The sequence below is a fragment of the Paraglaciecola sp. genome (genome assembly GCF_030730205.1).
Classification (GTDB): domain Bacteria; phylum Pseudomonadota; class Gammaproteobacteria; order Enterobacterales; family Alteromonadaceae; genus Paraglaciecola.
Genome location: NZ_JANQVQ010000206.1, coordinates 1 through 12,434, shown reverse-complemented (window position 1 = coordinate 12,434; position 12,434 = coordinate 1). Strand labels below are relative to the sequence as shown.

The following is a 12,434-nucleotide window of genomic DNA, read 5'->3' as shown; positions in this document are numbered from 1 at the left end:
CGTCAACATGAGCCAAGGGAGTAAGATAAGTCGTTTTATTGCTTGGCGATTTTAAGGTAGGAAAAGATTATTTATACCAATTATTAGGGAAATATACCTTTAATCTACATTTGACTTTTTTAGCTACCTTGCCCTTTATAAATTTGCTCAGCTTGATTAAATAACACCCATGAAGTAAGAATGTATTTATCATTTGAATGCGGTACATTTCCTCTATGAGTATGCGTAAAATAAGCGGGTGCTATGACCATTGAGCCGACGTTTGGCTTTATTTTGACGTTTTGGTAAACAAACTCTGTTTCACCACCGTCTTCAACGTCATTTAAATAAAACATAAATAACAGTACCCGGTGTAACGATTCATTGTGCCCGATCTGTGGGAATACCTCAGAATGCCAATAAGGATAACCGCCTTGTTGCACCACATACTTTTGCATATTTATTTCACCTAAACGAAATAAATGTTGAACTAAATTACTCAAGTTTGCTTGACCTACATCTGAAAAATTGTCGTCATTAAGTTTTACTGCTTGTCCTGTTTTAGGATGACGCACAGTAAGCCCTATCGGTCCTATTAGCGCAAAATGATACTTGGCAAAATACGCCATTACATATTTGGTTATGATGGGTAAAATTGCTTGATAAACAGGCTCAAATTGAGGCGAGGAAATTAACGCATCAAAACTGCGTTTTTTATCTAGGTCAACACCACCTCCTGTTCTCCCAATCTCCTTGTGCTCACTATTTTCAAAGATGTCTATAAATTGCTTACATAAGGCTGGACTAATCGCCTTTTCATAAACCTCGATAAACTGTTCAGATTGATGCATGTCGTTTATATTCCGAGAGCTGTAGCACTGCTAGAAAGTATCATTTTCAGACCTTAAGGTTGTTATATATACCTGCGATGTTCGGCCAAATACCCCAACAGTAAAAATATCAAAATAATTGATATTCCGCGATACACAAAGGGGATCATGAGCAAAAGTTGTTTTACAAAAGGCGCGGCGAAAACCGTTAATAATCCATAACCAAACGCGCACACCACAACAAATACTAAGGTACGAATAATAAAATGATGAGGACTAACAAAACGTTTTAAACGTTTATTCAGCACATCACCATATATGACTAATACGGTGGCTACCATGCTCAGCGCGATAGCCGAATAATGTGGCTGCATAACTCGGCTAAGTTGGCTTAATAGCGATAAAATAGCGTCCATTTATGCCTCTAATTCACTGAATAATTGTAACATCTGCTCTTCATTCATGACTTGTATGCCCAGTGATTCGGCTTTAGCAAGCTTAGAGCCAGCACTTGCCCCAGCAACGACCACTGAGGTTTTAGCTGAAACACTGCCTGCCACTTTTGCGCCAAGATTTTGCAGTTTTTCTTTCGCTTCATTACGGTCCATTTGGCTTAATGTACCGGTCAAAACATAGGTTTGTCCGGCTAAAGGAAGAGACTCAAGAGCGATTTTTTCAATCTTAGGCCAGGTAATGCCTGCCTGAATCAAAGCAGCAATCACCTCAAGATTGTGACTTTCTCTGAAAAAGTTGTACACGTGTTCTGCTACCACCACTCCAACGTCACTGACCGCTTGCAACGCTTCTAAATCAGCCGCGATGATGGCGTCTAAATCACAAAAATGTTTGGCTAAATTGGCAGCTGTGGCCTCACCCACTTCTCTAATACCCAGAGAGTACAAAAACTTAGCTAAAGTAGTGCTTTTACTCTTCCCAATAGCAATAAGTAAATTCGCAGCAGATTTGTCACCCATGCGCTCTAAATTAGCCAATTGCATAAATTCTAATGTAAAGAAATCAGCTGGTGTGAGAACCAGGTTTTGATCCACCAATTGTTCAATTATTTTGTCGCCCATGCCATCAATATCGAAGGCTTTACGAGAAGCAAAATGTTTCATTGCCTCTTTACGCTGGGCAGCGCAGTACAAACCTCCGGTACAGCGAGCTACGGCCTCTTCAGCTATTTTTTCTACCGCTGAGTTACATACCGGACAATGAGTTGGAAACCTGATATCTTGAGCATCAGCTGGGCGTTTAGCGTCAACCACGGCAACTACTTGTGGTATTACATCCCCTGCTCGGCGAACAATAACACTGTCACCGATTTTTAAACCTAAACGCTGAATTTCATCTTGATTGTGCAAAGTAGCATTAGAAACGGTCACACCACCCACAAATACCGGCGTTAAACGGGCTACGGGTGTAATCGCTCCCGTCCGGCCAACTTGAAACTCCACATCAAGGACTTGCGTCATTTCTTCTTGGGCCGGAAATTTATGGGCAATGGCCCAGCGCGGAGCACGGGCCACAAAGCCAAGTTCTTGTTGCAGCGCGATACTATCGGCTTTAAATACGACACCGTCGATATCATAATTTAAGCTATCGCGACGTTCGCCAATCTTTTTATAGTAAGCCAAGCACTGCTGTGCACCTACTGCCACATCTAATTCTTGGCTTAGCGGCAACCCCCAAACACTGAGCTGCTCTAAACGGGCTGAATGTGTTGGCGCTAAAGGCGCTTGTTCGTTTTCTACTAGGCCCAATGAATAAGCAAAAAACAATAAAGGCCGTGCTGCGGTAATTCGTGAGTCTAATTGTCGTAAACTTCCCGCTGCGGCGTTACGTGGATTAGCAAACACTTTTTTGCCCTCTTTCGCTTGGCGCTCGTTAAGTGCAGCAAAACCATCTCGGGTCATGATCACTTCGCCGCGCACTTCTAAGCGAGCAGGAAAACTATCGCCGCGTAGTGATAAAGGTACATTACGAATGGTGCGCACATTCGCGGTAATATTCTCCCCTACACTGCCATCACCTCGAGTTGCCCCTCTCACTAACTTGCCATTTTCATACAATAAACTCACCGCTAAACCATCTAATTTTGGCTCGCAACTATAAGCAATGTCATCGTTGCGTTTTACTCGGTCCTGCATGCGCTTTTCGAAAGCTAAAAAAGATGCCTCATCAAAGGCATTGTCCAGAGATAACATCGGTACTTCATGCTCAACTTGCGCAAACTGTGCCAGTGGCGTGCCGCCTACTTTTTGACTGGGTGAATCGCTGCTAATCAATTCAGGAAAGGTTTGTTCAATTTGCTTCAGTTCAAGCATCAAACGATCATATTCAGCATCAGGCACCGTTGGATTATCAAGCACGTAATACTGATAATTAAATTCAGCAATGTCTTTTTTTAATTGATTGAGGCGCAGAGTCGCATCGTTTAAGTTTGCCATTGATTAGCATTCCACTGTAAAAATTAACACATGAAAATAGAAAGTATAAAGAATTAGAAAGCCCTAGATTAGCGAGGTAATCAGGGCTTAGCTTCTGTACTATTTGGTATTAGACTATTGGCGGTTAACCATACGCTTGCGTTCAAATTCACGTATTTTTTCCACGTATTGCTGCAAGCTTTGCTTGGTCAATAATGCCCGTCTCCCATCATAAACGTGAGCAGAAAATTCATCAGCGATTTTTCGAGCCGCATTATGCATCATGTTAAATACCTGATGAGGGTCACCTTCAATAGGTAAGATCATAAACAATGAAATACCCAAAGTCGTGAAATTCTCGAGGTTGTCAATATCGAAATTACCCGGTTTAAACATATTGGCCAAACTAAATAAAACTGGGCCTTTACCGTTGGCGTTGACATGGCGATGAAAGATATCTTGATCACCAAATTTAAACCCTAAGGTCAGTAACATCGGTAACAAGGCCGCACCTTGGATAGGATGTCCTTCTGCTGCTTTGACGTTTAACACCAAGACTTCTTGGGCTATTTCCGCCGGTTTCGCCTTAGGCTCTGACGACGCAGGTGCCGCTTCTTTTACCGGCTCATCTTCAAAATCGATACGCAATTGGTCTTCTGCAATTTTCGGCTCACGGCGCTTTTTACCGGCAATATCTGCTTTTTTCCCCATCACTAACTGGCGTGCTTGTTCGGCTAAGCTGACCTTTTCTTGCGCAGGCTCAGGCGGTTTGACTGGCTCAGGCTCAGCACTTTTTGGCTGTTCAAGCGGCGGCGTTTGTTGCGCGTTTTTCTTCAAGGCATCCATATCCACTGCCGATGTTTGTGGCAATGTCGGCTCGTCTTTTTTTAACAAAAAAGGCGGTGGCTCAGGTGCTTGATATTCGTCTGCAGGTTTAGCCGTATTTGCAGTTGACGTGCTCTTAGCACCACTGCCATTGCCGTATTTAGCGGCATATTCAGGTTTAGGCTGGCTGACAACAGAGGCATATACCTTGCCAGTGGAAACCGGTTTTACTTCAGGAACGATGGCTGGTTTAGAGGGCTCAAAATCATCTAAACTTGGAATATCATCGACGCTGTCAGTTATGGGCTGCGCGACAGTTGAACTACTTGGTTTGGCACTCACAATTCTTACAGCACCAACACCTAGATCGTCAAATTCACCTTCGCCTGGCACTTGACGAGCCTTAGGCGCCTTGCCTTGCTCGACATCAAAATCAATTTTAATGTCTCTTTTGTCGTCATCTCGGGTGAAAAACTCAGCGGCTCCTTGTGACGAATCATCCTCTGATAACTCATCATCATGCCACCCACTGGGCTGCAATTGAGGTTTACCAGCTCCGCGCTTGGTTAGTTTACTTTGACTGTTTTTTCTGGAAGTCCAAATACCATGGACCAATACGGCTATAATAATGCAACTACCTAGAGCCAGTAATATCCAACGAAATACACCATCATCCATTTAAACATTTACCCTTTTTTATTATTATTCATCATTAAGCTTGGGCTATCGCCACAGCTTCTTCTACATCTACTGCAACCATGCGTGACACACCTGGTTCAGACATGGTAACACCGGTTAGATGTGTAGCCATTTCCATCGCAATCTTATTATGGGTTATATAAATAAACTGCACTGTTTTTGACATTTCTGATACCAATTTACAAAAACGACCAACGTTGGCATCGTCAAGGGGTGCGTCTACTTCATCCAACAAACAAAAAGGGGCCGGATTAAGTCTGAAAATGGCGAACACCAATGATAAAGCGGTCAGCGCTTTTTCTCCACCAGAAAGCAGGTGTATTGTACTATTTTTCTTTCCTGGCGGTCTTGCCATAATGCTTACCCCTGTTTCGAGTAGATCATCATCGGTTAGTTCCAAGTACGCTGAGCCACCACCAAACACTTTGGGAAACAACATTTTTAAATCTTCGTTGACTTGATCGAACGTTTCTTTAAAGCGCGAACGGGTTTCTTTGTCAATTTTACGGATTGCTTGCTCAAGGGTATCTAAGGCTGAAACGAGATCGTCATTTTGAGTGTCTAGATGAAGTTTACGTTCTGCTTGTATTTCATATTCTTCCACTGCGGCTAAATTTACTGCACCTAAACGGGCTACGGCAGCACTGGTTTTTTCAAGTTCCTGTTGCCACAGGTTTTCATCCGCGCCCTGTGGTAAGTGTTCAAGCACAACATCTAAGGATTGTTGTAACTCTTGCAATTGTTCCAGTACGCCATTTGCCCTCACCCGATAACCTTCGCATTCAAGCTTGATACTTTGTAATTCGGTTAGCATTGCCTGAATTTTGTCGGTAACGCCCTGCTGTCCTTTTTCAGCGAGACTGATTTGCTTGTCAATTTCGCTTAATTGCTCAGTGAGGTCTTGTTGCTGTAAATCTAATGCAGCGCGCTGCTCTAACAATAATTGCAGATTTTCGGCTTGATCCTCTAAGGGCAAGCTTAACTCGATAAATTCTGCCTTTAGCTCAGCCAGCTTTTCATGCATGTTTTTTAGTTGCTGGGCTTCTCGAGCCTGTGTGGTTTGTAAATTACTATATTGGCTTTGAATGCTTTGCAAATATAAGGCAAGTTGATGCAGTTTCGTTTTACTGTTGTCTACTTGATTTCGAGCTATTTGAATCTTGCTTTGGTTTGCTTCTCTGGCCTGCTCAATACCAGCTTGTTGTTCATGCAAATCAGCCACGCTCAATTCTAACTCTTCAGCCTGCATTGATAGTTGGGCCAGTTGCTCTTCTTCATCCGCGGCGAGTTCTTGTTGTTTGATTAGTTCATTTTGCAGTTTTTCTATGCGCCCCGTATTTTGTTGCACCTGCCCCTGTAATAAGGTTAATTGCGTGTGTACCTGCTGATGTTGCTGCTGAAATCCATCATGTTGACTCTTGGCCAGCCTGACTTTTTGCGTGGCATTTTCCAATTCACCTTGCAACTCATCGAGTTCGTCTTCTAAATGCTGTATGCGTTTTTCACTCTCACTTTGTAGCTCTTCAAGCTGCGAAATTTGGCTGGCACGCTCCAGTAAACCGCTTTGTTGTGTCATCGTTCCGACAATGAGCCAATCATGTCCTAACCAATACCCTTGCGGGGTAATGACGCTTTGATGAGGGGCAAGTGAAGTCACAACTGTTTTTGCTTGTTCAATTGTTTCAGCAATAAATACATCACAAAGCCAAGTAGGCACTCGAGGATTGTGTAATTTAGCAGCAACACTGTTTGGTGGAATATTATCTGAATACTCATCCAGCAATAGCAGTTTGCTACCAACAAAATCTTCTATGTAAGGTAATACCCCAGACGCATTTTCTAACTGCACCGCTTGTTGCCAATGTTGAGTCAGGCACTCAAACGCCTTCTCCCAGCCTGCTTTAACCTCTAAGGTTTGCCACCACAGATCATATTTGAGCTTATGCTGCGATAAGGTGTCAGCCAGCGCATTATTGGTTTCACCCTGTTTTTGTAGTAAACGTAATGCGCTTAACTGGGCTTTAATCTGCTGTAAGTCGCCTTGTTGACTCAGTTTCTGCTGTTCTCGATGCTTTACTTGTTGCTGCAGTGCTACTAGGCCATCTTGCTCTTTTTGCCAACTTTCACCACTGACACTTACTTGCTGTTGTAATTCGGCAAGCCTTGCATGGACTTGTTCAAGCTCTACTTCTGATTCAGCGTCGACCAGCTCTGATAATTCTATTTTTATGTCGCTGATGCGCTGTTCGGTGCGCTGTTGCATACTGAGTAGTGACTGAATTTGACCATGACAAGCTTGCGCTTGTTGTTTGCTATTTTGATACGATTGTTCTTGCATTCGCCACTGGCTTTGCTGCTGATTGGCGTGTTGTTCGCTGCTAAAAAGCTGCTCTTGGGCCTCATCTAACTGTTCTTCAAGTACCTGTTTTTCTGGTTCGGCCAAGCTTAATTGGTCATATAAATCACTCAGTGTTTCACTATGTTGCTGTAATTGAACATCGTGTTCATAAATGGCACTTTGCAATACGCTGATTTCTTGTTCAACTTTTTGCCGGCGTTGTTTGGTATGAATTTGATTTTGCTCGATACGGCTGATATCGGTCGCTACTTTGAAAATGTGTTGTTGCACATCCCCAAGCTGCAGTTTGAGCTCTTGCTGCTTTTCTTTAAATTCTGTTAAGTCTTTTTCTTCACCACGCTGACGAGTAACGTAGGCTTCGATGTCGTTATTTTTCTTTTCAATATCGAGTTCAAGCCCCTCAATTTTCTTACTGTGCTTTAACCAGCGTATCGCGGCTAACTGGCCTTTTAAGGTACGCTCTTGCTGCTTGAGTTCTTTGTAACGTTTGGCCGCTGCCGCTTGACGCTGCAGTTTTTCAAGCTGCTGACCAAGCTCCCCGCGTACATCAGCTAGTCGCTCAAGATTTTCTTTGGTGTGACGAATACGGGTTTCTGTTTCTCTGCGGCGCTCTTTGTATTTTGACACCCCAGCGGCTTCTTCAATAAATACCCGAAGTTCTTGAGGTTTAGACTCAATTAGTCGTGAGATCATGCCCTGCTCTATAATGGCATAGCTACGCGGACCCAGACCTGTGCCTAAAAACAAATCGGTGACATCACGGCGGCGGCACTTGCTGTTGTTTAATAGGTAACTTGATTGAGCATCTTTGGTTACAATGCGTTTTACTGATAATTCGTTGTAGCCGGCATATTCACCCTGGATTCGCCCTGATGAATTATCAAACACCAATTCTACGCTACATTGAGATACCGGTTTACGCGCCGTTGAGCCATTAAAAATGACATCGGTCATGGCATCACCGCGCAAATTTTTAGCAGAGCTTTCGCCTAATACCCAACGCACCGCATCAATGACATTAGATTTGCCACAGCCGTTTGGCCCGACTATCGCGGTCATGTCATCTGGAAATGGAATGGTGGTTGGATCGACGAAGGATTTAAACCCTGCCAATTTAATTTTTTTTAAGCGCATAGTGACACAGCGTGTTCCGATGATTTTATAATTTTTATGCGAACTACTGCGAATGTATCAAATGTCGTCAAGTGTCACAATTAGCGTTTTACCTAAAACGCTAAATCTACCAAGCAAGTCTGTTTTTGGTTTACATTCAACCGGTTTTTAAAGGGCCTCGCGTAAAAAACAGGCAGTTAGGTGGACGACTCACTAAGTCAGAATATATTGAGTTTCCTCAGCACCAGGATTCAAAAATACTGAGTCGCATTGACCGAAAAAGATAACTGCATTATTGACAGTCGCTATCGGTTATTAACTCACGATTCATTCATCAAGCACCAGCGCTCTTAGCAAAAGGAGGATTGATCAGCAAAGTCATCAAGTGTAACAATTGACGTTTTGATCAATGACCATCAGCCCTTATACTTGGGTTGGTTAATGACCTTATATTTTCCACTGCGACAGCTTCGCACTTTATCAAGTTAGAGGGAACATCGTGCATTATTTTTTTCAAGGTTTTAGTCTGATTACCACAAAGGGGCTTAAGCGTTTCGTCTTTATCCCCCTTGTGGTCAATTTATTGCTTTTTGCTACCGCATTCTATTTTTTGTTTGGTCAAATTAGTGAAAGCATCGTGTGGGTGGTCGATCTAATTCCTGATTGGCAATGGCTTAGCTGGTTAAAAGAAGGCTTGAGCTACATCATTTGGCCTATTGCCGTTATCAGTATTTTGCTGGTCTTCGCGCTTATTTTTGGCACCTTGGCCAATTGGATTGCCGCGCCCTTTAACGGCTTGTTAGCTGAAAAAGTGGAGCTGCATTTAACGGGGAAAAGTTTAGGGGATTCGGGGCTGGTTGATATTGTAAAAGACATACCTCGTACCTTTGGTAGGGAAATGTCTAAATTTACCTATTACATTCCAAGAGCCATTGGCTTTTTACTTTTGTTTTTTATCCTGCCGGTTTTTGGACAGATTTTATGGTTTTTATTCAGTGCCTGGATGATGGCTATACAATATTGTGACTACGCTTTTGACAATCACAAAGTCGATTTTAATCGCATGCGGCGCACTCTGCATGCCAGCCGTGGTAACTCTTTTAGTTTTGGTATTGCGGTGAGTATTGGTTCGATGATCCCCTTAGTTAACTTTTTAGTGATGCCTGTTGCCGTGTGCGGAGCCACTGCAATGTGGGTGGATGATCTTCGACATAAGGTTCGAGATTAAATGCCTTGGTGTGCCAAAAAATTCACTGGCACACCATACGCTTGCTCAGACTACACGAGTAAATACCGATACCTTGCAGCCTTCATTTAAATAGTCATCAAGCAAGGTTGAAACTTTATAACGCGTTATATCACCATATTTAGTGACAATATTAACCACAATGCTAACGGTTTTTTCATTGTTATCCGCTGCATTACTCGTGACTAATTCCCACTGCCGTTCAACTACCTTACGATAGTCTTCATCAGGATAGGCCTTGGTCCACCACGTGTTTTTATCTGGAATGTCGTTTATATCCCAGCCTAATTCGTCTAAAAAACATTGATTAATATAAACAATTGCCGCATTGGTGCTATTTTCAATGGACTTTGTAATGGCAATGGGGACCGGCATAAGCTCAAACAGTTCGGTGTGAAATGTGCTTTGGTTCATATCCTTACGCCCTTTCTCATTATCTACAGCTGACTTTACAAAAGCTAAGATGACTAATCCAACATTTTTAGTAGTCTAATTCCATCAATCGGCGGCTGCCTATCTTTATTTTCACCCTGTATTTTTATACCTTTTATAAGTGCAATGATTTTTTGATTAGCCGGCGTATCAATATTTAGCCTCCTTGCTTGTTCAACAATGGCGCCATTTAAATAATCAATTTCTGTTGATTTATTTTGAGATACGTCCCACCACATTGAAGTACGAACCTTGGGGTCAATCGCCAGCATGGTGTTAGCTACCCGTTTAAACAAAAAGTCAGGCAAACTCAGTACTGCAGGTAACCAGTGGGCAGGCAAGGAGGTAACTTTGGGCAAGACAATCGACATCGCATCAGTGACGGCAAGTAATTCACGCATTAATTTAGCGATAACTAAACGATAAGCCCGTTGCTCCAACATTGCTTTTACCGGTATATCAGCTAAAGCATTAATACTGTTACCCAGATTAAGTTGTAACTTTGCCCACAACAAAGCCGACATATCATGGCTATTTGTGACCTGCAGAAAATCGCATTGCATGTTACTCATTAGCCCCTGAACTACCCGCTCAGTTGCTGGTATAGACTCAATGGTCAGCGTCCCCTGAGAGCCACGATGATAGTGCCCTGCGTTTAGCTCAACCACGTTGAAAGGCACCATAACACGCAAAACAGTGTTGTTAGGAAATGCCTGTTTAACCATCGCCTCAGAGCCTAAACCATTTTGACAGCAAAAAATCACGGTCTGTTCACTCACATAAGGAGCGATGTCTTTCACTGCTTGTTCAATACCAGTGCATTTGACCGTTAGCCATAAAAAATCAATTTCTGTTAAGGCGTTTTTTGCATTTTGTCCTATGAATTTTAAAGAGATAGCGGGACTTTTATGTCCTAGGTAATCTGTTAATGTAATTCCCTCAGACAATTTTTTTTGAATAAGCGGCCGGCAAACCAGAAAGGCACTCAAACCGACGTGAGACAACACACCACCTAAATAACAGCCAATTAAACCAGCGCCAAAGACAAGATGGTGGCTTTTTTTCTCGGAGTTCTTCGTTGCTTCTTTCATCACTCAATCAAACTGGTAAAATTTGAGCGTATCACAGTTCACGTACTGCACAGATCAAATAAAAGCAAAAAATCGCGTTTATGTTTTTTGCTTAGGGTTTCCGTTTTTTTCTTAAATGTTTTAGATTGAAAGCTTCTAAAGATGTTTATTTGCTTGGATACGTATGCCTAAAAAATTGATGTTGCCCACCCTATTTTGCAAAAATGCCACTGCCATCCTGTTATTAAGTATTGCTTCGTCTCAACTTCTGGCTGCGCAATTTTTCCCTGCGAGCGACAACCATTATGTTTACAGCGGCCGCATCGATTTTAGTCAAGCGGATAGCCCATTGGTAACGTGGCCTGGCACCAGCATCAAAGCCAATTTTAGTGGTTCTTCACTCTCTGTCGTGTTAGATGACGAGAAAGGTCAAAACTATTTCAACATCATCATCGATAATGACATTGAGTCACCTTATGTGCTGCAGGCTAAACAAGGATTACATACTTACACGATTAGCACTGCGCTGAATCAAGGAGCCCACAGTGTTGAGATATACAAACGCACTGAAGGCGAAGAAGGCGGCACACGGTTTAAGGGAATTGAAATCGTAGACGGTGCCACTATGCTGCCACCGCCACAAAAACCCAAACGACGAATAGAAATCTATGGTGATTCAATCACCAGTGGTATGGGTAATGAAGGCTCGGATAATGGCCCTGATCATCTAAAATCCGACAAAAACAACTATCTCGCCTATGGCGCAATTGCCGCCAGAGAGCTAAATGCAGAGTTACATACAATTTCACAAAGCGGTATTGGCGTTATGATCAGCTGGTTTGACTTTATTATGCCGCAGTTTTTCGACCAGCTAAGTGGGGTGGGTAACAATGATACTCAATGGGATTTTACCCAATGGACCCCCGATGTCGTGTTAATAAACCTGATGCAAAATGATAAGTGGCTGATTGATCGGGAAAAACGTTTACACCCCCACCCTTCCGACGAAGAACGAGTGACTCATTATCAACAATTTGTCACAAGTATTCGTGCTCATTACCCCAAGGCGCAAATTATTTGTGCCTTAGGCAGTATGGACGCCACACAGGACGCTAAATGGCCCAATTATGTGCGCCAAGCTGTGCGTAATATGCGCCAAGCAGGTGACAATAAAATTGATACTTTGTTTTTTGATTTTACTGGTTACGGCCAACATCCTCGTGTAGCCCAGCACCGCGCTAACGCGAAAAAACTGAGTGCATTTATTCGTAAAAAAATGCAGTGGGATTAAGCAATTTTTTGGCAGCTTAGCTGAAGGTTTTTAACTAGGTGGAAAGTCATTTAAGGGCTAAATACGGCTGTCCACGTTCTACCCAGTAAACAAACTTTAAAGATATCCTCGATTACTGGTTAGGGTAGAGTTTATTGTGCTGTTATCCTAGTTAATACAAT

The 12,434-nt window shown here is 42.7% G+C and carries 9 protein-coding genes; 2 read left to right on the top strand and 7 right to left on the bottom strand.

Annotated features, from left to right (window positions below; all coding sequences use genetic code 11):
* Window positions 1–119: 119 nt before the first annotated feature.
* The 5 genes from NWQ57_RS13990 to smc all read right to left on the bottom strand — a co-directional run bounded on the left by NWQ57_RS13990 (window position 120) and on the right by smc (window position 8,255).
* On the bottom strand, window positions 120–830 hold the full coding sequence (locus tag NWQ57_RS13990) for a 2OG-Fe(II) oxygenase (protein ID WP_306022777.1): 711 nt from the start codon (window positions 828–830) through the stop codon (window positions 120–122).
* 62 nt (window positions 831–892) lie between these two features.
* A complete protein-coding gene (locus NWQ57_RS13985; RefSeq protein WP_306022776.1) occupies window positions 893–1,225 on the bottom strand; it encodes a DUF3392 domain-containing protein in 333 nt (110 codons plus the stop codon).
* Window positions 1,226–3,259 (bottom strand): NAD-dependent DNA ligase LigA, encoded by a 2,034-nt coding sequence (ligA, locus tag NWQ57_RS13980; RefSeq protein WP_306022775.1) that lies wholly within the window; start codon window positions 3,257–3,259, stop codon window positions 1,226–1,228. It lies immediately after the preceding gene.
* A gap of 114 nt (window positions 3,260–3,373) precedes the next feature.
* Window positions 3,374–4,741, bottom strand: coding sequence for a cell division protein ZipA (gene zipA, locus NWQ57_RS13975; RefSeq protein WP_306022774.1), 1,368 nt, complete (start codon window positions 4,739–4,741; stop codon window positions 3,374–3,376).
* Window positions 4,742–4,775: 34 nt separating this feature from the next.
* A complete protein-coding gene (gene smc, locus NWQ57_RS13970; RefSeq protein ID WP_306022773.1) occupies window positions 4,776–8,255 on the bottom strand; it encodes a chromosome segregation protein SMC in 3,480 nt (1,159 codons plus the stop codon).
* Window positions 8,256–8,733: 478 nt separating this feature from the next.
* Between smc and cysZ the strand changes: the two genes are divergently transcribed.
* The gene (gene cysZ / locus NWQ57_RS13965; RefSeq protein ID WP_306022772.1) at window positions 8,734–9,462 is read left to right on the top strand and encodes a sulfate transporter CysZ; all 729 of its coding nucleotides are present in this window, start codon (window positions 8,734–8,736) and stop codon (window positions 9,460–9,462) included.
* Between the two features lie 45 nt (window positions 9,463–9,507).
* On the opposite strand, the gene NWQ57_RS13960 is transcribed toward cysZ, so the two are convergent.
* Together NWQ57_RS13960 and NWQ57_RS13955 are read right to left on the bottom strand one after the other, a co-directional pair.
* Window positions 9,508–9,894, bottom strand: coding sequence for a PAS domain-containing protein (locus NWQ57_RS13960; protein WP_306022771.1), 387 nt, complete (start codon window positions 9,892–9,894; stop codon window positions 9,508–9,510).
* Window positions 9,895–9,947: 53 nt separating this feature from the next.
* Window positions 9,948–11,003, bottom strand: a complete 1,056-nt coding sequence (locus NWQ57_RS13955; protein WP_306022770.1) for a 2-dehydropantoate 2-reductase — start codon at window positions 11,001–11,003, stop codon at window positions 9,948–9,950.
* 163 nt (window positions 11,004–11,166) lie between these two features.
* Here NWQ57_RS13955 and NWQ57_RS13950 point away from each other — a divergent pair, with 163 nt between their 5' ends.
* A complete protein-coding gene (locus NWQ57_RS13950; RefSeq protein ID WP_306022769.1) occupies window positions 11,167–12,273 on the top strand; it encodes an SGNH/GDSL hydrolase family protein in 1,107 nt (368 codons plus the stop codon).
* Window positions 12,274–12,434: the final 161 nt, after the last annotated feature.

Excerpts from the sequence above, each read along its gene's own strand:
- smc (WP_306022773.1), bottom strand. The coding sequence starts at position 8,255 with ATGCGCTTAAAAAAAATTAAATTGGCAGGGTTTAAATCCTTCGTCGAT.
- ligA (WP_306022775.1), bottom strand. The coding sequence starts at position 3,259 with ATGGCAAACTTAAACGATGCGACTCTGCGCCTCAATCAATTAAAAAAA.
- NWQ57_RS13955 (WP_306022770.1), bottom strand. The coding sequence starts at position 11,003 with ATGAAAGAAGCAACGAAGAACTCCGAGAAAAAAAGCCACCATCTTGTC.
- NWQ57_RS13985 (WP_306022776.1), bottom strand. The coding sequence starts at position 1,225 with ATGGACGCTATTTTATCGCTATTAAGCCAACTTAGCCGAGTTATGCAG.
- NWQ57_RS13960 (WP_306022771.1), bottom strand. The coding sequence starts at position 9,894 with ATGAACCAAAGCACATTTCACACCGAACTGTTTGAGCTTATGCCGGTC.
- NWQ57_RS13990 (WP_306022777.1), bottom strand. The coding sequence starts at position 830 with ATGCATCAATCTGAACAGTTTATCGAGGTTTATGAAAAGGCGATTAGT.
- zipA (WP_306022774.1), bottom strand. The coding sequence starts at position 4,741 with ATGGATGATGGTGTATTTCGTTGGATATTACTGGCTCTAGGTAGTTGC.
- NWQ57_RS13950 (WP_306022769.1), top strand. The coding sequence starts at position 11,167 with ATGCCTAAAAAATTGATGTTGCCCACCCTATTTTGCAAAAATGCCACT.